This window comes from Streptosporangium sp. NPDC049046 (assembly GCF_040649155.1).
GTDB lineage: Bacteria > Actinomycetota > Actinomycetes > Streptosporangiales > Streptosporangiaceae > Streptosporangium.
This window is the reverse complement of sequence record NZ_JBEZEZ010000005.1, coordinates 180188-203168: the sequence shown is the minus strand read 5'-3', so window position 1 is coordinate 203168 and position 22981 is coordinate 180188. Positions and strand designations below refer to the sequence as shown.

Sequence of the window (22981 nt, the reverse complement as noted above, 5' to 3'; positions counted from 1 at the left end):
GTCGCGGGGGATGGGCCGGGGCCGTACTCAGGAACCGTCGCCGTAGTGCGACCAGATGGTCTCGTACGCCTCGCACAGCGTCTCGGCCGCCCGCCGCTGCCGCAGGGAGAGCGGCCGGTGGGTGAGGGTGCGGAACCGGGCACTGAGGGCGGCGGCGTACCCCGCGACCTCGGCGCGCGGTGCCCCGGGCGGCGCCCCGAGCTGGGTGGCCAGCTCGGATCCGGAAAGGAGGAGTTCCAGGGCCCGCCGGTCGTCGGCGGGGACCATCGGGGAGGCCCGCAGCGCCTCGATCGCGGCGGGGTCCACCCGGACCACCGGGAGCGGTTCGGCGCCCCCGGCACTCGCGGAGGACGCCCGCCCGTCCCGCGCGGCCCCGTTCGACGCCTCCTCCAGAGCCGCCTCCTGTAGAGCCACCTCGTCCAGCGCCGCCGAGACGAGGTCCTCCAGGACGGTCAGCACGTCCCTGGCCCGGTGCCCGCCGGTCCTGCCCTCGCTCATCATGGCGAGGGTGCGCCAGCGCATCGCCGCCGCCGTGGCCGCGGCGGCGATCTCCGCGGCCGGGGCTCCCGCGGGCAGGCCCAGCTGTCCGGCGGGGTCGTCGTGGCGGGCGAGGCGCAGGAGCTCGGCGGTCATCTCCTCGTTCAGCACGAGCGCGCCGCGGCCGAGCGCCTCGGCGGCGGTGAAGATCCGCAGGCCGCCCAGGGAGGTCGCGATCGGCCGGTTCTCGTCGAGCTGGGCCGCCAGCGCGTCCAGGGTGGCGCGGTCGGCCCCCATCGCGGGTGTGCGGGCGATCGCGCGAAGCCGGGTGAGCGCGTCGAGTGCCTTCAGCTGGTCGGCGCGGCGGGCGAAGTGGGCGATGCCCGCGGCCACCGAGCCGGTCGCGGCCCGGCCGGCGGAGGAGTAGCCCGAGCGCTCCAGCAGGTGGGCGGAGAGCGCCTCGGGGTCGGCGGATCCGGTCGCGCGCACCGCGTCCACCGCGCTGGTGATGCCGTAGCGGTGCAGCCGCTCCACCAGCCGGTGCCGCACCTCGGCCGGTACGGGCAGTTCGGGCGCCGAGCGGAAGTCGTCCAGGTCCAGGAGGTAGTCCTCCAGGTCGTCCTCGTCGAGCCCGGCCAGCGCCGTGAGGGCCTCGGCCTCCTCGGCACCGAGCGGGCGGGCCCGCGCGGTCTCGGCGAGCAGGCCGATCACCGGGACCACGTCGAAGACGGAGGTGCGCAGGTCCGCGTACCCCTTGGCGGCCAGCCGCCTCGCGGTCGGCCACGGGTCGTCCTCGTCGCCGCGCCGGTCGATCTGGCCGAGCACGGCGAGGGTGTTGACACAACTCATTCCGCAGGCGTCGGTGAGCCCGCGGAACTCGGCGAGGGTGGTGTCGTCGAACTTCTGGACGTAACGCAGCACGTAGATCATCGCCTGCGCGCGGTCGTCCTCGTCTCCCGAGCCGAACAGCATGCTTCTGGCCGCCCGTTCGTTGGCGGCCGTCACCGTGTTCATACCGGGGGTGTCGACGATGGTGATCGTGCGTAGCGACGGCAGGTTCAGGGTGACCCGCAGGCGTCGGATCCCGGCCACGTCGACGCCGAACTCGGAGGGGAGCCGGTGCCCCGGCAGCAGCCGGGAGTGGGCCACCCCGCCGTCGGTGAGCTCGATCGTGATGTGGCCGTCGTCCTCGCCGTACTCGTACTGGGTGACCACGAAGGTGCACTCACCGGCGTCCACCGGGGCGACGGGCAGCCCGAGCAGCGCGTTCACCAGCGTCGACTTGCCGCTGCTCACCGCGCCCGCCACCGCGACCCGCAGCGGCGCGTCGAGGCCGGCGCGCACCTGCCCCACCCGCTCGCGCAGCTCGGCGCCGGAAAGCCTGGCCGAGGTGGTGTCGCACAGGCGGCGCAGCAGGTCCGCCGGTCCGGTGTTCACACCTCACCGTCCCGGCCGCCCGGCGTGTTCCCGCTCTCGGCGGGCGTCGCCCGGACCGGGAACGGGGGAGGGAACGCGGGTCGCGTCCTCATCGCAAGCCTTCCTCGTCGGCCCGCCCGTGTGACCCGGATCCGGGTCCCCTCTCGGTGAGATCACACGGGCTCGTGCCGTTCTCTTTCGGTCAGACGGTCGGGAAGGGGCCCACGGTCTCGGTGTAGTCGGCGACCCCGTCGCCGTTCAGGTCGACGCGGGTCTCGTCGATGTAGCCGTCGCCGTCGTGGTCGAGGTAGACGACGTCGGTGACGCCGTCACCGTCGATGTCGTAGCGCTCCTCGTCGGCGAGACCGTCACCGTCGACGTCGATCAGCTGGGCGTCGGTGCTCCCGTCGCCGTCGTAGTCGACCAGATCGGTGGTGGTCACGTCGAAATCGCTCATTGGTTCGTTCCTTTCCGGTGGTGTTACATCGGGTGAGAGTCACGATCGCACCGGATTGTTGCAGCCAGATCCCAGATTTCTTAGCAAATTTCCGAAAAGTCGGCTGTCCGTCACGACTTATTCGGAGCAAAAGGGATGAATTGGGATGAAAGGGCTTGAGGGGTGTCGGCTCAGCTGAGCGCGCGGGCGGCGTGGATCAGCGGAACGTGGCTGAACGCCTGTGGGAAGTTGCCGACCATCCGGCCGTATCGGGGGTCGTACTCCTCGGCGAGCAGGCCGACGTCGTTGCGCAGTGCCAGCAGGCGCTCGAACAACTCGACGGCCTCGTCCTTGCGGCCGATCATCGCCAGGGCCTCGGCCAGCCAGAAGCTGCACGCCAGGAACGCGCCCTCACCGCCGGGCAGGCCGTCCACGTCGTTGTCGGGGGAGACCGGGTAGCGCAGCACGAAGCCGTCGACCATCAGCTCGCGCTGGATCGCCTCCACCGTCCCGACCACGCGGGGGTCCTCAGGGGGCAGGAAGCCGACGATCGGGATGAGCAGCAGGGCCGCGTCCAGCTCCTGCGAGCCGTACGACTGGGTGAAGGTGCGGCGCACCGGATCGAAGCCCTTGTCGCAGATCTCGGCGTGGATGCGGTCGCGCAGCTCCTTCCAGCGCGCCAGCGGGGCGGACTTGCCGAAGGACTCCACCTGCTTGATCGCCCTGTCGACGGCGACCCAGCACATGACCTTGGAGTGGACGAAGTGCCTGCGCGGGCCGCGGACCTCCCACAGCCCCTCGTCCGCGTCCTCCCAGTGCTTCTCGACGTAGGCGATCAGCTCGTACTGGAGGGTCCACGCCCGGTGATCCGCCTCAAGGCCCGAGATGCGGGACAGGTGCAGGGAGTTCATCACCTCGCCGTAGACGTCCAGCTGGAGCTGGTCGACCGCGCCGTTGCCGATCCTGACCGGCCGGGAGTTCTCGTAGCCGGGCAGCCAGTCGAGCTCCTGCTCCGTCAGCCTGCGCTCCCCCGCGACGCCGTACATGATCTGCAGGTCCTGGGCGCGGCCCGCGATGGCCCGCAGCAACCAGGACCGCCACGCGCCCGCCTCCTCCAGGTATCCGGCGCCGATCAGGGCGTCCAGGGTCATGGTGGCGTCGCGCAGCCAGCAGTAGCGGTAGTCCCAGTTGCGGACGCCGCCGAGGTCCTCGGGCAGCGAGGTGGTCGGGGCGGCGACGATGCCGCCGGTGGGGGCGTACGTGAGCGCCTTGAGCGTGATGAGCGAGCGGACCACGGCCTCGCGCCATGGCCCCTGGTAGGTGCACCCCTCGACCCACTCGGCCCACAGCGAATCGGTCTCGGCCAGTTGCTCGTACGGGTCGATCTCGACGGGCCTGGGCTCGTGCGAGGGGTGCCAGGTGAAGACGAACGCCATGCTGTCGCCCTCGGAGACCTCGAACTTCGCCCGGTGGGCGTAGTCGCCGCCCTCCAGTGGGACGGGGGAGTGCAGCCACACGGAGTCGGGTCCGCCGATGGCCTGCAGGAGGCCGTCGCTGCGGCGCACCCAGGGCACGATGCGGCCGTAGTCGAAGCGGACGCGGATCTCTGTGGCCATCCGCACCGTCCCGGACACGCCCTCCACGATCCTCACCAGGTCGGGGTTGGTGTGCCGGGTGGGCATGAAGTCGGTCACCCTGACCGTGCCGTCCGGGGTGTCCCACTCGCTTTCCAGGATGAGGGACTCGCCCCGGTAGCGGCGCCGGGTGGCGCGCGGACGCTCGGCGTGCGCGGGACCGATCCACCACTGGCCGTTCTCCCTGTCGCCGAGCAGCGCCCCGAAGCAGGAGGGCGAGTCGAAGCGCGGCAGGCAAAGCCAGTCGATGGAGCCGTTCCGGCCGACCAGGGCCGCCGACTGCATGTCGCCGATGAGAGCGTAGTCCTCAATCCACATGCCTCGACGCTAATGCCTCCGCACGGTCTGTGGCGGCCTCCGGAGAAACCGGGCGCCCGGCCGCGTCCTGGGCATGAAGAACTGGGTCAGCGGCCCGATGGCGAGGGCGAAGACCAGCGTCCCCACCCCCACGGTCCCGCCGAGCAGCCAGCCCGCCACCAGCACGGTGACCTCGATGACGGTGCGCGCCAGGCGGATGGACAGGCCGAGACGGTTCAGTCCGGTCATCAGGCCGTCGCGTGGCCCGGGGCCGAGCCCGGCGCCGATGTAGAGGCCGGTCGCCGCGCCGGTGGCCACGACGGCGAGCAGGAGGTAGGTCCAGCGCACGGCGAGCGCGTCCGGGGTCGGTAGCAGCCACATGGCCGCGTCGGCGAACAGCCCGAGGAAGACGACGTTGCTGAGGGTGCCCACGCCCGGTCTCTGCCGCAGCGGGATCCACAGCAGCATGACCAGGGCGCCCACAATGATGATCCAGGTGCCGATCGAGAGGCCCATGTGAATGGAGAGCCCCTGATGGAAGACGTCCCAGGGGCTGCCGCCCAGCCGCGACTCGATCTGCAGGCCGACACCGACGCCGTAGAGGGCGAGGCCCGTGTACAGGCGGGTGAGCCGGTTGGGAAGGGAGGCGACGGTGGACAGGGAGAGTTCGCTCATGATGGCGTTAATCGTCCAGTCCACGTGGCCGGATTGAAAGGGCCAATTTCGAGAAGTGGTTTTATGATGGCCACCATGGACCGGTATCTCAGCGGTACCCAGCTCGCCCGCCTCCTCGCGATCGACCCCGCGGCCAGGCCGTACTACCGGGTCCTGGCCAGGACCGTGCGGTCGCTGGTCCTCGACGGGCGACTGCCCGTGCGGGTGCGCATGCCCGCCGAGCGGCACCTCGCCGAGGCCCTGGGCGTCAGCCGCACCACCGTGACCTCGGCCTACGACCTGCTCCGCGAGCAGGGATACCTGGAGAGCAGGCAGGGGGCGGGGAGCTGGACCGCGCTGCCCGACGCGGGTTCGCTGGGCGCCGACAACCCGTGGATCGCCGCCGTGGACGACGGGCTGCTGCCGCTGCACGCCGCGGCCCCGAGCGCGATCTCGTCGCTGCCCGACGCGATCGCCGCCGCCGCTGGCCAGTATCCCCGCTACACACTCGGCATGGGCTACGACCCGGTCGGGATCGCTCCGCTGCGCCAGGCGATCGCGGCCCGCTACACCGCGCGCGGGGTGGCCACCCGGCCCGAGCAGATCCTCGTCACCACCGGCGCCCAGCAGGCCATCCACCTGGTGACCGCGATGCTGCTCTCGCCGGGAGACCCGATGCTGCTGGAGTCGCCCACCTACCCGCACGTCATCGGCCTGGCCAGGATGCGCGGCGCCAGGATCGTCCCGGTCGGCGTGCCGGACGAGGGCTGGCGTGACCTGGACCTGCTGACCTGTGCGATGCGCCAGTCGGCCGCCCGCCTCGCGTACGTCATCCCCGACTTCCAGAACCCGACCGGGCATCTGATGGACGACACCGCGCGGGCGGCCCTGGCCGCCGCGGCGAGGCGGTACGGCACCACTCTGGTGGTCGACGAGAGCTGGGGCGAGCTCGCGATCGACAAGGGGCCCGAGGTCACGCCGCTGGCCGCTTTCGACACCGACGGCAGAGTGATCACCATCGGATCGGCGTCCAAGCTGTGGTGGGGCGGGTTGCGCATCGGCTGGATCCGCACCACCGCCGCCACGGTCCGTCACCTGGCGATGCTCCGCGCCTCCGTGGACATCGCGAGCCCTCTCTTCGAGCAACTGGTGGTGGCCGGATTGTTCGAGGACATCGAGGAGGCCAGGACCGAGCGGGCCCGTCTCCTCGGCGCCTCCAGGGACGTCCTGGCGGCGGAGCTGGCGGCGCGCATGCCCGACTGGAGCTTCACGTTGCCCGCGGGTGGCGGCTCCATCTGGGTGCGGCTCTCCGGCCCCACAGCCACCGCGCTCGCCGACGCGGCCGCCTGCCAGGGGGTTCGTCTCGCCCCCGGCCAGTGGTTCGGCGTGGACGGCACCCTGGAGGGGAGACTCCGCCTCCCCTTCACCCACCCACCTCAGGTCCTCGTCGAGGCGGTGCGGCGCATCGCCGAGGCCAGGATCAGGGGCGCGTACGGCACCCGGCCCGCCGAACCCCTCACTCCGGCCCTGTGAACGGCCCTGTGAATCCCCGCGAGGCGGCGAGTGGGCCGACGGGGCACTCTGCGGCAGGGCGGGGCGCGCGGCTCACTCCGAGGTGACGCCCCTGGCCAGCGGGGCCCGCAGTTTCAGCCGCATGGCCGCGATCCGCAGCCCGAAGGCGAGGAGTGCGGCGGACAGCGTGGCCGGCCAGCCGTGCAGGGCGAGGGTGTAGAGCGACGCCATCAGTGCCGAGCCGAGCATGGCGGGCACCGCGTACAACTGGCGGTCGTACAGCAGGGTGGGGATCTGCCCGGCGAGGATGTCGCGCAGGATGCCGCCGCCGACCGCGGTGGTGACCCCGAGCAGGACGGCGTGCAGCGGGGTGAGGCCGAAGTACATCGCCTTCTCGGTGCCGACCGCGCAGAACAGGCCGAGTCCCGCGGCGTCGAAGACGTTCACCGCGGGCATCACCCGCTCGACGTGCGGATGCCAGAAGAACACGATCACCGTGGCCACCAGGGGGACGACCACGTAGCCGACACTGGAGAAGGCCGCGGGCCGTACGTTCAGGATCAGGTCGCGCAGGATCCCGCCGCCCAGCGCGGTGATCTCGGCCAGCACGGCCATGCCCACCACGTCGAGCCGCCTGCGTACACCGACGAGGGCGCCCGAGAGGGCGAAGACGAAGATCCCGACGAGATCGAGCACCATATTCACAGATAAATCATCCCATGACCGGACATATGGGCTTTCCGTGGGATCGAAGGGGCCATCAGCGTGGCGGAGCCGTGCTCGGCGTCCGATGCTCGCGCATCATCGCATGCAGCCTGCCGGCGAACGCGAACAGCACCAGCGACGCCACGATGGAGATCGTGGCGAGGGTGAGGAAGTACGCGGGCTCCGACATGTGGTTCCTCAGCCGCCCCGTCTGCCCGCCCACCGCGTCGCCCACCGAGAAGGAGAGGAACCACAGCCCGAGCATCTGACTCTTGAACGCCTCGGGGGCGAGCTTGGTGGTGACCGAGAGCCCGACCGGGCTCAGCGCCAGCTCCCCGAAGACCTGGACGAGGTAGACCAGCACCAGCCACCACACCGAGATCCTCCCGGCCTGGGCCAGCATGGCGGCGAGAGCCATGATCATGAAGCTGAGGCCGTTGATGAGAAGTCCCAGGGAGAACTTGTGGGGAGCGGTCACCCGGTCTCCCAGCCGGACCCAGAGCGCCGCGAAGACCGGCACGAAGATCATGATGAACAACGGGTTGAACGCCTGGGTGGTCGCCGGGGTGATCGACAGGCCGAAGAGCGACAGGTCCGTGTTGTTCTGGGCGAAGAACAGCAGCACGGACGGGGCCAGATCGTAGATCATCCAGAAGACGGCGGCGGCGGCGAAGAGCCAGACGTAGGCCTTCATCCGGGAGCGCTCGTCGTCGGTCAGGTTGTGGCTGCCCAGCAGGATGTAGCCGAAGTAGAGGACCGGCACGGCCACGATGAGCAGCGTCATCACCAGGGCGAAGGTGTCGAGGCTGAAAGTGCCCGAGGCCACCCACGCGGCCAGGGCGCCACCCGCCACGAGGACGGCCGCGACGAGGGCGAGGGCGAAGTGCCGGCGCTCGCGCGAGGTCAGCCGGTGGCCGGGCCGCTCGCCCACGCCCATGAGGTGGCGCGCGCCCAGCACGTACTGGGTCAGGCCCAGGGCCATCCCGACCGCCGCCGCGCCGAAACCCAGATGCCAGCGGTCGCCCGTGGCGAGCCGGCCGACGACGATGGGGGCGACGAAGGCGCCGATGTTGATGCCGAGATAGAAGATCGAGAAGCCCGCGTCCCTGCGCGCGTCGTCGTTCGGGGGGTAGAGCTTGCCGACCATCGTGGAGATGTTGGGCTTCAGCAACCCCGTCCCGGCGATGATGAGGAGCAGGCCGAGCGCGACGAAGACGCCGCCGCTGACCGGGATGGCCATGCTGATGTGGCCGAACATGATGACGACGCCGCCCCACAGCACCGCCCTGCGGGCGCCGAGTATCCGGTCGGCGATCCACCCCCCGGGCAGGGCGACGAGATAGATGAGGGCGCCGTAGATGCCGATGATCGCCTGGGCGGTCTGCTGGGTCAGCCCGAGGCCGCCCGTGGCGGGGGAGGTGGCCATGAAGGTGGCGAGGATGGCCCGCAGGCCGTACCAGCTGAAGCGCTCCCACATCTCGGTGCCGAACAGCGTGGCGAGGCCGCGCGGGTGCCCGAAGAAGGTCTTCTCGCGAACTCGTCTCCCCGATGGCATGCGTCCCCCCGAACGTCATCGCGTGATCAGAGGCTAACTCTACGTACATCCCCTGTCCGCGCGGGAAAGACGGCGGTGCGACGGGGCGTTTCTTCTTTCTCGCAGGGGTTGTCCGAGGGGAACGGCGTGTGGTGCGATGCATGCCACTCGTGCAAGTGAACACTTTCAGGAGGCACGTCATGGCCGGTGTCCTTGAGGAGCGTGCGGCGATCGAGCGGGAGATCGCGGGCCGTACGGTCTGCGATCAGTTGAAGGAGGCGGCCGAGAGCAACCCCGACGCGCCGGCGTACTCCGACCCGGTGGAGGGGGGCTGGTCGACCCTGACATACTCCCAGGCCAGGCAGCGGGTCCTGGAGATCGCGGCCGGTTTCGCCGCTCTCGGGCTGGAGCCCGGCGAGGCGGTCGCGCTCATGATGGTCAACCGCAGCGAGCACGTGCTGGCGGATCTGGGCGCGGTGCACGCCGGTGGGGTGTCCTGCTCGGTCTACTCGACCTTCGCCCCGGAGCAGGTGGCCTTCGTGGCCGGTGACGTCGGGGCGAGGATCGCGGTGCTCGGCGGACCGGCCGACCTGGCCAGGTGGGAGCCGGTCCTGGACGAACTCCCCGGGCTGCGCAAGGTCATCGTGCTGGAGGGCGCCCCGGCCGGCGACCGCTTCCTCTCCTGGGACGACTTCCTCGCCCTCGGCCGCGAGACGCTCGCCGCCGACCCCGAGGCCGTCGACGCCCGCTGGCGGGCGGTGACCGCCGACGACGTTCTCACCGTCCTGTACACCTCGGGCACCACCGGCAACCCCAAGGGCGTGCCGCTCACCCACTCCAACGTGTTCTTCGAGGTCGTGGCCACCACCCGGATGGCCGACCTGCCCAACAACGGCACCCAGATCTCCTACCTCACCTACGCGCACATCGCCGAACGGGTGCTCAGCCTCTACCTGCCGCTCTTCAAGTTCTCCCACACCCACTTCTGCACCGACCTCACCCAGCTCGGCGCCACCCTCGGCCAGGTCAAGCCGGTGCTGTTCTTCGGCGTGCCACGCGTGTGGGAGAAGATGATGGCCCGCCTGCAGGCACTGCTGGCGACCCAGCCGGAGGAGCAGCAGGAGGGCGTGCGCGGGGCGATGGCCGCCGGGCTCGCCTACGTCGAGGCCAACCAGTACGGGCGCACCCCCTCGCCCGAGGTCCTGGCCGCCTACGAGCAGGCCGACGCCGCCCTGCTCTCGATCATCCGGTCGATGATCGGTTTCGACAACGCGGGCTGGCTCGCCACCGCGGCCGCGCCCATGCCGCTGGAGGTCCAGCGCTTCTTCGCCGGTCTCGGCCTGCGGATCCTGGACGTGTACGGCATGACCGAGACGACCGGCGCGTTTACCGCGAACGCCCCCGAGCGCTTCAAGCTCGGCACGGTCGGGCAGGCGGGTCCCGGCGTCGAGGTCAGGATCGCCGAGGACGGTGAGATCATCACCCGCAGCCCGGCCAACACCCGCGGCTACCTCGGGCGCCCCGAGGCCACCGCCGAACTCCTCGACGAGGACGGCTGGCTGCACACCGGAGACGTGGGCTCCATCGACGAGGACGGCTTCGTCAGCATCGTCGACCGCAAGAAGGAGCTCATCATCACCTCCGGGGGGGAGAACATCTCCCCGGCCAACATCGAGAACCACCTCAAGGAGCACCCGCTCATCGGCCAGGCCCTCGCCTACGGCGACAGCAGGCCGTACCCGGTGGCGATCCTCACCCTCGACGGCGAGGTGGCCCCGGGCTGGGCACAGGCCAACGGCATCTCGTTCACCACCCTGGCCGACCTCGCCGAGCACCCCGACGTCCTCAAGGCCGTCGAGGGCGCGATCGCCGCCGCCAACGAGAAGCTGGCCCGCGTCCAGCAGGTCAAGCGCTGGCGCCTGCTGCCGGTGGAGTGGACGGCCGAGAGCGCGGAGCTCACCCCGAGCCTGAAGCTCAAGCGCCGCGTCATCCACTCCAGGTACGCGGAGATCATCGACGGCATGTACGAGAGCTGATCGCGGGCCGTCCACGAGCCGCCCGGCGCCCGCCGTCGCCGGGCGCCGGGCACCCTCCCTCCCGGGCACCCTCCCTCCCGGGCGCGGGGCCCTGCCGGAAAACGGTCACGGCGGCCGGTCCCCGCTTTGCCCAACGGGGCGTGTGTCCTCTACCTGCTTGTTACCGGCGGCCTCCTAGCGTCCTGATCATGACGATGAGAGTTCTTCTCGCCTCCCTGGCGGCCGGAGCAGCGACCCTGCCGGTACCGGCAGGAGCCCCGGTTGCGGCCGTCGAGGACCTGACGATCCGCTCGGTGACCCTGCGCCCCGCGACCCCGGTGGTCGGGCCCGCCGACTCCGTGCGCATGGTGATAGAGGTGGTGGCCCGGGGGGTCACCGGCCCCGAGGGGGTGAGGATCAAGGTCGAGCCCGGCGCGCCTCCCGCCTCGGCGCACACCTCCTTCCCCGTCACCGCGTCCCGCCCGGGGACGCCCGCGCGGCCGGGGCCCGGCCGGGGCCCTGCCCTCGCGCCCGGTCCGGTGCCCGGCCCGGCCTCCTCCGCCCGCCTCGCCCCCGGCGCGGCCGGGGCGACGAGCCAAGAGGGCGGCTCCCGCCCGGCAACGGGCTGGGAGACCTGGCGGTTCGCCCCGGAGAGGAGCCTGAACCGCTGGTACCCGGCGGGACCCTGGACGGTCTCGGTGACCGCCAAAGGCGCGGACGGCGCCGAGGTGACCGGGCACACGGGCTTCCTGCTGAAACGCCTGACCAGGTTCGGCGGGGTCGAGGCCGTCAGAGAGGGTTCGGGCGTACGGGTGACGGGCGTGCTGAACAGGGTCGATCCCCAGGGGGACCTCGACTACGCGCCCTTCCCCGGCCAGCCCGTGGAGATCCTGCACCGGCCGGGGGAGAAGGCCCAGTGGAAGAAGGTGGCCGGTGCCACGACCGACTCCCGGGGACATTTCACCAGGGCCGTGGACGATCGCACGGGTGGTGAATGGCGGATCCGCTTCCAGGGCACGAACCACTACGCCCCGAGGCTGGGCATCGTCCACCAGGTCTCGCGCTAGGGGTGTCTCCCGTAGGCGCCGCACCGGTGAGGGTCAGGCCAGGGCGTGCACCGCCGCGCCGAACAGGGAGGGCATCCGCCGGGCGGCCGGGACGATGAGCCGTCCCGCCGTCCGGTACCTGCGGGTGCCCACCAGCGCCCCGGTGAGCAGCCGGTGGCGCCGGGACAGCCGCAACCAGGCGGCCTCGTACGATTCGGGGGTGCCGGCCCGCAGGCAGTCCACCAGCAACCGCGCGGACGTCAGCGCGAGCGACACCCCCTCCCCGGTGAGCGCGTCGACGTAGCCGGCCGCGTCGCCGACGAGCAGCACCCGCCCGGCCACCCGGGCGCGTACCCGCTGGCGTAGCGGCCCGGCCCCGCGCACCGGGGTCGCCGCCGGTCCCCGCAGTCGTTCCAGAAGTGCGGGGAAGTCCGCCAGGTGCTCCGGGTAGCCGCGCCGCCGCGAGCTCAGCACGGCGACGCCCACCAGGTTCTCGCCCACCGGCGTCACGTACGCCTCGCCGTCCGCCGCCCAGTGGACCTCGACGAAGTCCGTCCACGGCGCGACCGGGTAGTGCCGCCGCAGCCCGTACCTGCGCGGCCCGCGTCCCGGCAGCTCCAGCCCGAGCAGGGCGCGCAACGGGGAGTGCAGGCCGTCCGCGGCCACCAGCCATCGGGCACGCAGGCCCGCGGCCTCGACCCCGTCGCCGTCCTGCCGTACGCCGTCCACCTTGCCGGGCACGACCTGCACGCCCAGCTCCCGCGCACGCAGGGCCAGAGCGGCGTGCAGCGCGGTCCGCCGCACGCCCAGGCCGGACCCGTCGCGGAACGCCGCCTCCACCTCGTGCCGCCGGTCCAGGTAGCGGATGCCGCGCAGCGGCCTGCCCTCGACCCGAACTCCCAGCGCCCCCAGGGCGGCGGTCCCGCTGGGCATCAGCCCCTCACCGCACGCCTTGTCCACCGGGACGGCGCGGGGCTCGACGACGACCGCCTCCATCCCCGCCATGGCGGCGTGGATGGCGGTGGCGAGACCGGCCGGGCCTCCGCCCGCGATCAGGACGTCGATCACGTCGGTGTCCCGCCGGCGCCCGGCGGAGCGTCGGTGGCCGGCGCGTCCTTCGACGGCCGGGTCACCGCCCCGGTGGACAGCGCGGTGGACGGCACGGTCGACGAGGTCGTGACGGGTGGCGCCGTGGCGAGTGAGGCCAGGGCGTCGTTCTCGCAGCGGATCCGCACCACCATCAGCGCGGCGTTGAGCACGGTGAACACCAGCGCGGTGACCCACGCGCTGTGCACCAGTGGCAGCGCGGCGCCCTCGACGGCGACCGCGACGTAGTTGGGATGGCGCAGCCACCGCAGCCGGTAGGGGCCGCGCTCCACGAGCGTCAGGCCGGGCACGACGATGACCTGGGTGTTCCACTGCGGGCCCAGGGAGGTGATGCACCACCAGCGCAGGCCCTGCGCCGCGACCACCAGGACGACCATCGGCCAGCCGAGCGCGGGCACGAAGGGCCGGTCGGCGAGGCCCGCCTCCAACAGGCATCCGGCGAGCAGGCCGGTGTGCAGGACGACCATCCACGGGTAGTGTCCCTGCCCGGACATCACCCCGCCGCGCGCCATGCTCCAGCGCGCGTTGCGGCGGGCGACGACCAGTTCGGCGACGCGCTCCAAGCCGACGAGCAGCACGAGCAGTGGATACCAGGACGACAGATGCCAGGACATCGGGCTCCTACCAGCGCAGCAGTACGAGTTCTGAGCAGAAGCCGGGCCCCATCGCGAGGAGGAGCCCCGGCGTGCCCGGCGGCGGCGGCCGCAGGGCGAGCGTATCCCGCAGGACGTGCAGGACGGAGGACGAGGACAGGTTCCCGATCGCGGCGAGCGAGCGCCAGGTGAGGTCCAGCGCGTCCTCGGGAAGCCGCAGCGTCTCCGCCACCGCCTCCAGAACCTTCGGGCCGCCCGGGTGGCAGACCCACGCCGTCACGTCCTCGACCCGCAGGCCGTGGTCGCGCAGGAAGCCGTGCACGTCGTCCGCCAGATAGGTGCGCACCACGTCGGGGACGCTCGCGTCGAGCACCACCCGAAAGCCGGTGTCGCCGACGTGCCAGCCCATCACGTGCTCGGAATCGGGATACAGGTGGCTGCGCGAGGCCACCACCGTCGGTCCCGCCATCGCGACCGGCGCCTCGGGAACTCCGTACGAGCCGGCGGGCTCGGGGAGCAGCCGGTGCGTCACGGGGGAGGACCTCACGAATCCCGAGACGGATCCCGAGGACGCCGACGGGATGGAAGGGCTGGACAGGGGGAGCCTGTGGTGCGGGGCGGGTGCGCTGTTCGGCGGAGATGACCCGGCGGGCCCGGCGGGCCGCGTCGTCGCGGACGCGCCGCCCGCCCCGGTGGCGCGGGAGGTCGTGGACGGCCCGGAACGCCGTGACCGCCACCCGTATCCGCAGGCCACCACGGCCGTCGCCCCGTCGCCGAACAGGGCGCTCGCGACCATGTTGGCGATGGAGTCGTCACCGCGCTGCAGGGTGAGGGAGCACAGCTCGACCGAGAGCAGCACCGCCAGGTGGTCCGGCCAGCCGCGCAGGTAGTCGTGGAGGCGGGCGACACCCGCGGCTCCCGCGACACAGCCCAGGCCGAAGACCGGCATCCGCTTGACGTCCGGGCGCAGCCCGAGCCGTCCGGCCAGCCGGGCGTCCACCGAGGGCGCCGCGACACCGGTCACCGAGGTGAAGAGAATCATGTCCACGTCCTCGGGGGCGGCCCCCGCGTCCTCCAGCGCCCCGCCCACCGCCTCGGCGCCGAGTTCCACGGCCGTCTCCACGAACGCGTCGTTGGCCGCACCGAAGCCGTCCAGCTTGGCGTACCGTTCGAGCGGCAGCGTCAGGTGCCGTGCCTCCACCCGCGCGGAGGCGTGCAGCCTGTCGAGCAGCCGTCGGCTGGCCCCCTCGGGAAGGCACGCTCGCGCGAACGCGTCGGTGATCTCTGACTGGGAGTGGCGGTTCGGCGGGAGCGCACCGCGGACAGCGATGATTCGCGTCATTTATCGACCCCCGGCTCGCGAACAGCGGACACCTCCCTCTTGCCCACCTGCTGTGTACTGCATGCGTCACGAAGTCCTCTGTGCCCGTTTTCAAAGCGCTCAGGTACGGCAGGGAGTCGCGTTCGGGCTTCGTGAGATTCCCGCCTACGATCGACGGGTGACGACGAGCGGTCCATCGCGCCTGGGTACCCGGCCGTTGCTCCGGGCCGTACGGGGGTTGTCGCTGGCCTGTCACCCGGGGCCGACCGTCGCGGTCACCGTCCTGGTGACCGCGCTGGCCGTCGCGAGCGGGCGCGACGCGGCCGGGTGCGTCCTGGTGGCGGCGGCCGTGTTGACGGGGCAACTCTCGATCGGCTGGTGCAACGACGCGGTCGACGCGGCGCGGGACGCCGCCGCTCACCGCACCGGCAAGCCGGTCGCCTCCGGCGCGGTGAGCGTCCGTACCGTGTGGGTCGCCGCCATCGCGGCGCTGGTGCTCTGCGTGCCGCTCTCCCTCGCCTCGGGGCCCGCCGCCGGCGCCGTCCACCTGGTCGGCGTCGCCGCGGCGTGGGCCTACGACCTCGGGCTCAAGGCGACCGCGCTGTCCTGGTTGCCGTACGCGGTGGGGTTCGGCTCGCTGCCGGGGTTCGTGACCCTGGGCCTGCCGGGACATCCGTGGCCCGCCTGGTGGGCGGTGACGGCCGCCGCGCTGCTCGGCTGCGGAGCGCACCTGGCCAACGTGCTGCCCGACATCCCCGCGGACCTCGTCGCCGGGGTGAGGGGCTGGCCGCAGAGACTCGGCGTCGCTCGTGTCCGTGTTCTGATCCCGGTGCCCCTGCTGGCCGCGACGGTTCTGCTCGTGCTGGGGCCCCCGGGCCCTCCGGGCGTGGGCGGCTGGGCCGCCCTGGCCGTGGCGGGGGCCTTCACCGCCGGAGGGCTGGCACTGGGCCGGGGCTCTTCACGCGTTCCCTTCGCCGCGGCGATCGCCGTCGCCGCGGTCGACGTCGTCCTGCTGCTCGCGCGGGGCACCGCCATCACTGCACTCTGACCGGCCCGCACCCGGCCCTCATCCGGCTCGTCGGCTCCCGGCAGGCTCGCGTCCTGGTCCGTTCCCGAAGAGGTCCGGCCGAGGCGACCGTCCCCCTCGCGGTTCAGCGAGTCGTCGCCGGTGGCGCGGACACCGGGTCGTCCCAGGAGATCCGGTAGTCGTGTATCCAGGCCAGTGCGTTCCTCCTGTCCACCTGCCGCATGATGGCGGGGAGCGTGAGGTCGCGGAGAAAGGCGCCGACGGCTCCCGGCGCCTTGCCGCTTCCGTTGCGTTTGCCGTGCGCCACGATCCGTTCCACCCTGGCCCGCCGCAGTCTCTCGAAGGCGGCGAACGCCTCAGGAGTGGCGGGGATGTCACGCAGGCACTTCGCCAGCACCACCGCGTCCTCGATCGCCATGGACGCCCCCTGGCCCGACGAGGGTGAGGCCGCGTGCGCGGCGTCACCCAGGATCACCATGCGTTCGTTGAACCACTTCGGCACGGTCGGGAGATCGTAGGTGTTCCAGCCGGCCGGAATGTCGTCCGTCGCGCCGATGATGTCGAGCATCGGCCCGGTGTCGTCCCTGAACAACTCCATCAGCATGGCGCGCCAGCGCTCGGGGGTGAGCGCCGCGAGTTCCTCGGCGGTGGGCTCAACGGGGCTCGGAGGGTTGGCGAACCACCACACCTGCCCGTCCGGGTGGAGAAGGTAGCCGAAGAAGGCACGCCTGCCGAAGATGAAGTGGTTCGTTCCCGGTTCGCCCGGCACCTCGACGCCGTCCGCGAAGCCGCCCGTGTTCAGCAGTCCGACGTGCCGGGCGCGAGGTGCGCCGGGGTCGATGACGGTGCGGGTGCGCGAGCGGAGGCCGTCGGCGCCGACGAGCAGGTCGCCCTCGGCCGTGCCTCCGTCGGCGAAGACCGCCCGTACCCCGTCCGCGGTGACCGAGGCGTCGGTGAGGCGCTTGCCGTAGTGGATCCGCACGCCGCGCCGTACGGCCTCGTCGCGCAGCGCCAGGTAGAGGTCGGCGCGCCTCAGCGTCCGGCTGGGCTGCCGGGTGGAGGCGAGCGGCCTGCCTCGGCCGTTGAGCATCAGCATCCGCGAGGAGTCCATGCCCAGGTCGCGGACGAGGTCGTGCAGGTCGAGGAGGCGCAGGGCCTCGATCCCGTTGACCGCGAGTGTGAGGAAGACGCCCACGCCTTCCGATCCGCGGTCGTAGGCCTCAAAGACCTCGGAGTCCACCCCGGCATGCCGCAGGGCCATCGCCGTCACCGGCCCCGCGATGCCCCCGCCGATGATCAATGCTTTCTTAGTCATAAAATGACTATACATAGAATAACTATTGGATGGCGACCCCTACGATGTTCGCCATGTCTACGAGGCGATCTCCCCTGGCCATGGCGTTGCTCTCCCTGGTCGTCGAGGCGCCGATGCACGCGTACCAGATGCAGCGTCTGATCAGGGAGCGGCACAAGGACGACGTGGTCAACGTGGCGCAGCGCAACAGCGTGTACCAGACCATCGACCGGCTGCTGCGCGACGGGCTCATCGCGGTCCGCGAGACCTCGCGCGAGGAGAACCGCCCGGAGCGGACCGTCTACGAGCCCACCGAGGCGGGCCGCGACACGCTGCGGCGGTGGATGCGGACGATGCTCTCCGAGCGGGCCCGAGAGTTCCCCGAGTTCCCCGCCGCGCTCGCCTTCATGCTCGTGCTGCCGCCCGAGGAGGTCCGCGCCGCGCTCGAGGAGCGCCTGACCTCTCTGCGGGCGCGGCTGTCGGAGCTGGAGGCAGACCTGACCGAGGGGGGGAGGTTCCTGCCCCGTGTCTTCCTGGTGGAGTCCGAGTATCAGCGGGTCGTGCTCGGGGCCGAACTCGACTATGTCCGCGGCCTCGTCGCCGACCTGCGTGCGGGCCTGCTCGACTGGGACTATCGCATGTAGTGCCGGAACCGGCGGGCGCGCCGCCTCTTCGGCGCCTCTGCCGGAAAACACGTGCCCGCGGCCGGGGGAGTCTGCCCGGATCCTTGCCGACGCCGTTCTCCTGGCCACATGCGGCCATCCCATTGCCGCCGGAAAAATGTGGTGGAAGTGTCGTGATTCCTCCGAAAAGTAACCGGGAGATCACCATGAGTCAATCCACGCACCTGACCCCCAAGCAGGCGCGGATGGCGGCCGTGCAGGCGGCGATCGGCAAGACGAAGATGAGCACGGCCAAGCTGTGGAACCCCTGGCCGCAGCTGCTGGACGACGACGTCGTCATCAAGAAGCTGGAGGTCTCGGCCGGTAGTGGGAACGTTCCAGAAATCATTCCCGACGGCCAGCAGTTCTCCGACCTCAAGCCCGTGCGCCTGCCGGCGATCGGCAGGGAGGCGGGACTCGGCGGGCCGGTGACCCAGTCCACGTTCGCCGAGGCGCGCGAGAAGATCAAGAGCAAGTACGTCGCGACCGGGCGGGCCAACTATCGGGGACTCGCCAGTGCCAACTGCACGCTCTTCGCCTGCTGCGTCATCGGGATGCTCGCGGACCAGCCCAAGCTGCTCGGCTCGGGCGTCAAGGTAGAGCTGGTCAACTTCCGCGACACCACAGGGGGCGCCGGCCACGCCTACGTCGTCGTGGGACGCGGTGAGGGCGATGTGGGCGATATCAAGTCCTACGGGTCCGACTGCTTCTTCGTCGACCAGTGGTACGCCCGCCACAAGAGCGGCACACCGGGCGTCCAGGGGGTGAAGGACGCCGTTCCCGGTGAGTCTCCCAACCCCTTCTGGGACCTCGATTTCTACGCCTTCATGAGCGACGAGACCTCCCCGGTCGTGAAGCTCACCTTCACCAGCGACGAACTGCCCAAACTCGGACTCTGACCCCCCGGGCGCGTCCCGCCGTCCCCGTCACCGATCGGGGCCGGCGGGCGCGGTCGTCACATTCCTCGCGGACCCGCCCCGCAGACGCCGGGTCCCGCCGGTGACCGGCGGCGGGGTCAGCCCTTGTAGTTGAACACCTGGCGCAGTGTGTGCTGGACCGTGACCAGATCCTCCTGGTCCGCCATCACCTGGTCGATCGGCTTGTACGCCTGCGGGTGCTCGTCCACCAGGGCGGCGGCGCGGTCCGCGTTCCAGGTGCGGCCGCGCATCGCCTCGGTGAGTGAGGCGGCCGTCAGCTCACGCTTCGCCCGGCTGCGCGACATCCTGCGGCCGGCTCCGTGCGAGCAGGAGTTGTAGGACATCGGGTTGCCGAGCCCGCGCACGATGTACGAGCGCGTACCCATGGAGCCCGGGATCACGCCCTCGTCGCCCGTGTCGGCCTTGATGGCCCCCTTACGGGTGATCCACAGGTCCTTGCCCTCGTGTGTCTCCCGCTGTGTGAAGTTGTGATGGCAGTTGATCGTCCGAAGCCGCCGCCCCTTGCCGACGACCCGGAACAGGGCGTCGCCCAGCACCTTGTCCATCCGGGCACGCGAGGCCATGGCGTAGCGCTGGGACCACAGCATGTCCTCGATGTAGGCGGTGAACTCCGGTGTGTTCTGCACCAGGTAGGCCAGGTCGGGATCCTCCAGGCCGATCGCCTGCTTCCTCATCAGCTTCTTGGCGTCGACGATGTGCTTGGTCGCGAGCAGGTTGCCGATGCCGCGCGAGCCCGAGTGCAGCACCGTCCAGACCCGGTCACGTTCGTCGAGGCAGACCTCGACGAAGTGGTTACCGGAGCCGAGGGTGCCGAACTGCAGGGACACCTTCTTCTCCTGCTGGGAGGTGAGGTCGGTGTGCGGGCGGCCGAGGTCACCGAGCGCGCGGTCCATGGACGGGTCGTCGTGGCCCTTGCCGACGCCGGCGGGAATCCGCCTCTCCACCAGCGGCATCAGCGCGTCGAGGGTGTCAGGGAGGTCGGCGGCGGTGAGCGTGGTCTCGGTCGCGACCATGCCGCAGCCGATGTCGACGCCGACGGCGGCCGGGATGATCGCTCCTTCGGTGGGGATCACCGATCCGACCGTCGCGCCGATGCCGACGTGCGCGTCGGGCATGAGGGCGACGTGTCCGGAGACGATCGGCAGACGGGCGGCGCGCGCAGCCTGCATGATCGTACCTTCGTCGATCTCGCTGGCCCACGACACCAGGTTCGGTGCGGGCTGGTTCGGCATCATGATCTCCTTGGTTGCGAGATCCAGTTTGCCCACGTTCCTCATGAGATCCCACCCATTTTATCGGGCGCCGTAAGTCATGATCGTGCGGCATGTCAGGAATCAACCGTCATATGGTGATGTTGGAACAACGAGGCCCGTTGGGGCCGGAAGAGAGGGCGGCCTTAAGCTGGTCCCCTGTTCCGGCAGGTGAGCGACTGATGAGAGGTGGCGTCCGGTGTTGCAGGATTCCTTCGGACGCGTGGCGACCGATCTGCGGGTGTCCCTCACCGACCGATGCAACCTGCGCTGCTCCTACTGCATGCCACCCGAGGGCCTCGAATGGCTGCAGAAACCCGACCTGCTGACCGCCGACGAGATCGTCAGGCTGGTCACCATCGGGGTGGAGCGACTCGGCATCACCGAGGTCCGCTACACCGGTGGCGAGCCGCTGCTCCGCCGCGAGCTGGTCGACATCGTGGCCCGCACCACCGCACTCGACCCCGCCCCGCAGGTCTCGCTCACCACCAACGGGATCGGGCTGAGCCGGCTGGCCGCCTCCCTGGCCGGCGCGGGTCTGCACCGGGTCAACGTCTCCCTCGACACCCTCGACCGCGAGACCTTCAAGAGGCTCGCCCACCGCGACCGCCTGTCCGACGTCCTCGAAGGGCTGGAGGCGGCCGACGCCGCCGGGCTGCGACCGGTCAAGGTGAACGCGGTGCTGATGCGCGGGATCAACGACCACGAGGCCGTGCCGCTGCTGCGCTACTGCCTGGAGCGGGGCTACGAGCTCCGGTTCATCGAGCAGATGCCGCTCGACGCCCAGCACGGCTGGCGCAGGGAGAACATGATCACGGCTGATGAGATCCTCGCCACGCTCAAGGCCGATGTCGCCCTCACCGACGCCGACTCGGCGGAGCGCGGCAGCGCCCCGGCCGAGCTGTTCCTCGTCGAGGGCGGCCCGGCCAGGGTAGGGGTGATCGGCTCGGTCACCCGTCCGTTCTGCGGTGCGTGCGACCGGGTACGGCTCACCGCCGACGGTCAGATCCGCAACTGCCTGTTCGCCACCGACGAGTCCGACCTGAGGGCCGCGATGCGCGCGGGTGCCGGTGACGACGAGATCGCCGAGCGCTGGCGATCCGCGGTCCGGATCAAGAAGGCCGGTCACGGCATCGACGATCCGACCTTCCTGCAGCCGTCCCGCCCGATGTCCGCCATCGGCGGCTGAGGTCCCCGCCAGAAGACCCGGAGGTGTCCGATGACCACCCGTCACGACGCCTGCATCCTGGCGGGCGGTCTCGCGCGAAGGCTCGGCGGCCGGGACAAGCCGGGCCTGCGCGTCTCCGGCCGCCCGCTGGTCGAGTCGGTGGCCGCCGCCGTGCCCGGCGCAGGACGGCTGATCGTCGTCGGGCCACCTCGCCCCGGACTGCCACACGCGATCTTCCGGCGTGAGGACCCGCCCGGTGGCGGCCCGGTCCCGGCGCTGCGAGCCGGCCTGGCCGAGGTGAACGCGCCATGGGTGGTGCTGCTCGCCGCCGATCTTCCGTTCCTGACCGGCGAGCACGTGCGGATGCTGCTGGACGCCGCAGGGGCGGGTGCCGCGGGGACGAGCGGGCCGGGGGCCGTGCTCGTCGACGACGGCGGGCGCGAGCAGTGGCTCGCCGGGGTGTGGCACACGCGGAGCCTGGCGCGGGCGCTCGACCACTACGAGGGGCGGTCGTTGCACGGGCTGCTCGCCCCGCTCCGCCCGGTCACGGTTCACCTCACCGGGCAGCCGTGGTTCGATTGCGACACCATGGACGATCTACAGCGGGCCCGGACGGCGGAGCCGGGCCCCGGCGGAGGCGCGGATTCCGGTGACGGCCGCGAGAGCGACGACGGCATGGGACGGACGCGACCGCGGACGAGGAGCGAGAGTTGAACGTGCTGAAGGAATGGACCGCGCTGGTCTGCCAGGAGCTGGGCATCGACCCCGCGACGGTGGACCGCGACGAGGTGCTGGATCTGACCAGGGAGGTCGCCCACGGGGTGGCCCGGCCGGCCGCGCCGCTCACGGCCTATCTGCTCGGGGTGGCCCAGGGGGCGGGTACGGCGCCGCCGGACGTCGTGGAGAGACTGACCGCGCTGGCGCGCAGCTGGGAGCAGGCGACAACGGAGACACTGGGTGACAAATAGCGCCAAAGAAAAGGCGCTTCGTTGTTAAAGTCTGAGAAAAGGGCGACGCCGGGTGGTTACGGGGGCAAACCACCCGGCGTCGCTTCATCGGCGTTCCGACGGGGGCCCGGAACGCCGGCAACAGTGCCCCGACGGGGGACCAGGGCACTTGGCTAAAGCGTACACCTACTACCCTTGGAGTGCGTCAAGACTTAGTCACGACCCGATCTCGCGTCGGTGGCGTGGAATCTGGTTTTGTCCGGAATCTTCCACGTCAGGGGCATGCGGGACCCCGCGCGGCGGCCCATTGGCCCCGATCACGGCAACGTATGGTAAAAAGATCGCCCCGGCGAAGAGCAGCAGCCGGACGGGCATCGGAGCGGGCACCGTGAAGGCGAGGACCAGGCAGATCAGCCGGATCCCCATCTTGATGAAGTAACTCCTCTCGCGCCTGCCGATGTCGGCGCTCAGCGAGGGTTGGGCGTCCGTCACCTGATGAACCACCGGACGTCTGCGCCATCCCTTCACGATTCCCAATCTAGGCCTCATATCGGCTGGGTGCGAACGGTCATGTAACCATGGCTTTCCGGGAAGAAGCAGAGGATGACAGATCGAACGTACCGGGTGACCGAGATAGTCGGCACTTCGGGGGAGAGCATCGAGGCCGCCGTACGCAATGGGGTCCGCCGGGCCTCCCGGACCCTGCGCCACCTCGACTGGTTCGAGGTGACCGAGATCAGGGGGCACATCGAGGAGGGGGAGATCGCCCACTTCCAGGTCGGCATGAAGATCGGGTTCCGCCTGGAGGACGACTGAGCCTGTACGGCGGCTGCCGAGCGACGCAGACTGCGTGATTGACCTCTTCTCCTCCCTGGAGGGAGGAGATTCCCCACGGTCACCCGTGAGGGTTCCTGTTTCGCCGCCGGTTGCCCGCGAGGAGGATTCCCC

The 22981-nt window shown here is 71.1% G+C and carries 22 protein-coding genes; 10 read left to right on the top strand and 12 right to left on the bottom strand.

Annotated elements, in window-relative coordinates; translation table 11 throughout:
* Positions 1-27: 27 nt before the first annotated feature.
* From AB0B96_RS09065 to AB0B96_RS09050, 4 genes are all read right to left on the bottom strand, one after another.
* The gene (locus AB0B96_RS09065; RefSeq protein ID WP_362897294.1) at positions 28-1914 is read right to left on the bottom strand and encodes a dynamin family protein; all 1887 of its coding nucleotides are present in this window, start codon (positions 1912-1914) and stop codon (positions 28-30) included.
* 181 nt (positions 1915-2095) lie between these two features.
* Entirely contained in the window at positions 2096-2350 is a 255-nt protein-coding gene (locus AB0B96_RS09060; protein ID WP_362514121.1) for a hypothetical protein, read from the bottom strand.
* A 170-nt stretch (positions 2351-2520) separates the two neighbouring features.
* The gene (locus tag AB0B96_RS09055) at positions 2521-4281 is read right to left on the bottom strand and encodes a glycoside hydrolase family 15 protein (RefSeq protein WP_350947709.1); all 1761 of its coding nucleotides are present in this window, start codon (positions 4279-4281) and stop codon (positions 2521-2523) included.
* Between the two features lie 9 nt (positions 4282-4290).
* Positions 4291-4935, bottom strand: coding sequence for a hypothetical protein (locus tag AB0B96_RS09050; protein WP_362897394.1), 645 nt, complete (start codon positions 4933-4935; stop codon positions 4291-4293).
* 75 nt (positions 4936-5010) lie between these two features.
* Here AB0B96_RS09050 and AB0B96_RS09045 point away from each other — a divergent pair, with 75 nt between their 5' ends.
* Positions 5011-6447, top strand: a complete 1437-nt coding sequence (locus tag AB0B96_RS09045) for a PLP-dependent aminotransferase family protein (RefSeq protein ID WP_362897293.1) — start codon at positions 5011-5013, stop codon at positions 6445-6447.
* A 72-nt stretch (positions 6448-6519) separates the two neighbouring features.
* Here AB0B96_RS09045 and AB0B96_RS09040 read toward each other — a convergent pair whose 3' ends face one another.
* Both AB0B96_RS09040 and AB0B96_RS09035 read right to left on the bottom strand, forming a co-directional pair.
* Positions 6520-7125, bottom strand: a complete 606-nt coding sequence (locus tag AB0B96_RS09040; RefSeq protein ID WP_350947707.1) for a trimeric intracellular cation channel family protein — start codon at positions 7123-7125, stop codon at positions 6520-6522.
* 61 nt (positions 7126-7186) lie between these two features.
* Positions 7187-8686, bottom strand: coding sequence for an oligopeptide:H+ symporter (locus tag AB0B96_RS09035; protein WP_362897292.1), 1500 nt, complete (start codon positions 8684-8686; stop codon positions 7187-7189).
* Positions 8687-8865: 179 nt separating this feature from the next.
* Between AB0B96_RS09035 and AB0B96_RS09030 the strand changes: the two genes are divergently transcribed.
* Together AB0B96_RS09030 and AB0B96_RS09025 are read left to right on the top strand one after the other, a co-directional pair.
* Positions 8866-10701 carry an AMP-dependent synthetase/ligase gene (locus AB0B96_RS09030; RefSeq protein WP_362897291.1) on the top strand — a complete coding sequence of 612 codons (1836 nt, stop codon included), beginning with the start codon at positions 8866-8868 and terminating at the stop codon, positions 10699-10701.
* A gap of 188 nt (positions 10702-10889) precedes the next feature.
* Positions 10890-11747 carry a hypothetical protein gene (locus tag AB0B96_RS09025; RefSeq protein ID WP_362897290.1) on the top strand — a complete coding sequence of 286 codons (858 nt, stop codon included), beginning with the start codon at positions 10890-10892 and terminating at the stop codon, positions 11745-11747.
* A 33-nt stretch (positions 11748-11780) separates the two neighbouring features.
* On the opposite strand, the gene AB0B96_RS09020 is transcribed toward AB0B96_RS09025, so the two are convergent.
* Genes AB0B96_RS09020 through AB0B96_RS09010 form a run of 3 tightly spaced genes read right to left on the bottom strand, consistent with a single transcriptional unit; the run spans position 11781 to position 14768 of the window.
* Positions 11781-12794, bottom strand: a complete 1014-nt coding sequence (locus AB0B96_RS09020) for an NAD(P)/FAD-dependent oxidoreductase (RefSeq protein WP_362897289.1) — start codon at positions 12792-12794, stop codon at positions 11781-11783.
* A complete protein-coding gene (locus tag AB0B96_RS09015) occupies positions 12791-13447 on the bottom strand; it encodes an isoprenylcysteine carboxyl methyltransferase family protein (protein WP_362897288.1) in 657 nt (218 codons plus the stop codon). The genes AB0B96_RS09020 and AB0B96_RS09015 overlap by 4 nt, the downstream gene beginning before the upstream one ends.
* Positions 13448-13454: 7 nt before the next feature.
* The gene (locus AB0B96_RS09010; protein ID WP_362897287.1) at positions 13455-14768 is read right to left on the bottom strand and encodes a 3-oxoacyl-[acyl-carrier-protein] synthase III C-terminal domain-containing protein; all 1314 of its coding nucleotides are present in this window, start codon (positions 14766-14768) and stop codon (positions 13455-13457) included.
* 157 nt (positions 14769-14925) lie between these two features.
* Here AB0B96_RS09010 and AB0B96_RS09005 point away from each other — a divergent pair, with 157 nt between their 5' ends.
* Positions 14926-15795 (top strand): UbiA family prenyltransferase, encoded by an 870-nt coding sequence (locus AB0B96_RS09005; RefSeq protein ID WP_362897286.1) that lies wholly within the window; start codon positions 14926-14928, stop codon positions 15793-15795.
* Positions 15796-15898: 103 nt separating this feature from the next.
* Here the strand turns inward: AB0B96_RS09005 and AB0B96_RS09000 are convergent, their stop codons facing one another.
* A complete protein-coding gene (locus tag AB0B96_RS09000; RefSeq protein WP_362897285.1) occupies positions 15899-17089 on the bottom strand; it encodes an NAD(P)/FAD-dependent oxidoreductase in 1191 nt (396 codons plus the stop codon).
* Positions 17090-17142: 53 nt separating this feature from the next.
* On the opposite strand from AB0B96_RS09000, the gene AB0B96_RS08995 reads away from it, so the two are divergent.
* Both AB0B96_RS08995 and AB0B96_RS08990 read left to right on the top strand, forming a co-directional pair.
* Positions 17143-17712 (top strand): PadR family transcriptional regulator, encoded by a 570-nt coding sequence (locus AB0B96_RS08995; protein WP_362897284.1) that lies wholly within the window; start codon positions 17143-17145, stop codon positions 17710-17712.
* A gap of 185 nt (positions 17713-17897) precedes the next feature.
* Positions 17898-18629: a hypothetical protein gene (locus tag AB0B96_RS08990; RefSeq protein ID WP_362897283.1), complete on the top strand. Its 732-nt coding sequence runs from the start codon at positions 17898-17900 to the stop codon at positions 18627-18629.
* A 116-nt stretch (positions 18630-18745) separates the two neighbouring features.
* Here the strand turns inward: AB0B96_RS08990 and AB0B96_RS08985 are convergent, their stop codons facing one another.
* Positions 18746-19936, bottom strand: coding sequence for an RtcB family protein (locus tag AB0B96_RS08985; protein WP_350947696.1), 1191 nt, complete (start codon positions 19934-19936; stop codon positions 18746-18748).
* 181 nt (positions 19937-20117) lie between these two features.
* On the opposite strand from AB0B96_RS08985, the gene moaA reads away from it, so the two are divergent.
* The 3 genes from moaA to AB0B96_RS08970 are packed head-to-tail and all read left to right on the top strand — an operon-like array spanning position 20118 to position 22054.
* Positions 20118-21107, top strand: coding sequence for a GTP 3',8-cyclase MoaA (gene moaA / locus AB0B96_RS08980; protein ID WP_362897282.1), 990 nt, complete (start codon positions 20118-20120; stop codon positions 21105-21107).
* 30 nt (positions 21108-21137) lie between these two features.
* A complete protein-coding gene (locus AB0B96_RS08975) occupies positions 21138-21800 on the top strand; it encodes a molybdenum cofactor guanylyltransferase (RefSeq protein WP_362897281.1) in 663 nt (220 codons plus the stop codon).
* Positions 21797-22054 carry a DUF6457 domain-containing protein gene (locus tag AB0B96_RS08970; RefSeq protein ID WP_350947693.1) on the top strand — a complete coding sequence of 86 codons (258 nt, stop codon included), beginning with the start codon at positions 21797-21799 and terminating at the stop codon, positions 22052-22054. Before AB0B96_RS08975 ends, AB0B96_RS08970 begins: the two co-directional genes overlap by 4 nt.
* 195 nt (positions 22055-22249) lie before the next feature.
* Here AB0B96_RS08970 and AB0B96_RS08965 read toward each other — a convergent pair whose 3' ends face one another.
* A complete protein-coding gene (locus tag AB0B96_RS08965) occupies positions 22250-22561 on the bottom strand; it encodes a DUF3099 domain-containing protein (protein WP_362897280.1) in 312 nt (103 codons plus the stop codon).
* A 75-nt stretch (positions 22562-22636) separates the two neighbouring features.
* Here AB0B96_RS08965 and AB0B96_RS08960 point away from each other — a divergent pair, with 75 nt between their 5' ends.
* The gene (locus AB0B96_RS08960) at positions 22637-22849 is read left to right on the top strand and encodes a dodecin (protein ID WP_350947691.1); all 213 of its coding nucleotides are present in this window, start codon (positions 22637-22639) and stop codon (positions 22847-22849) included.
* The last annotated feature ends 132 nt before the right edge of the window (positions 22850-22981 follow it).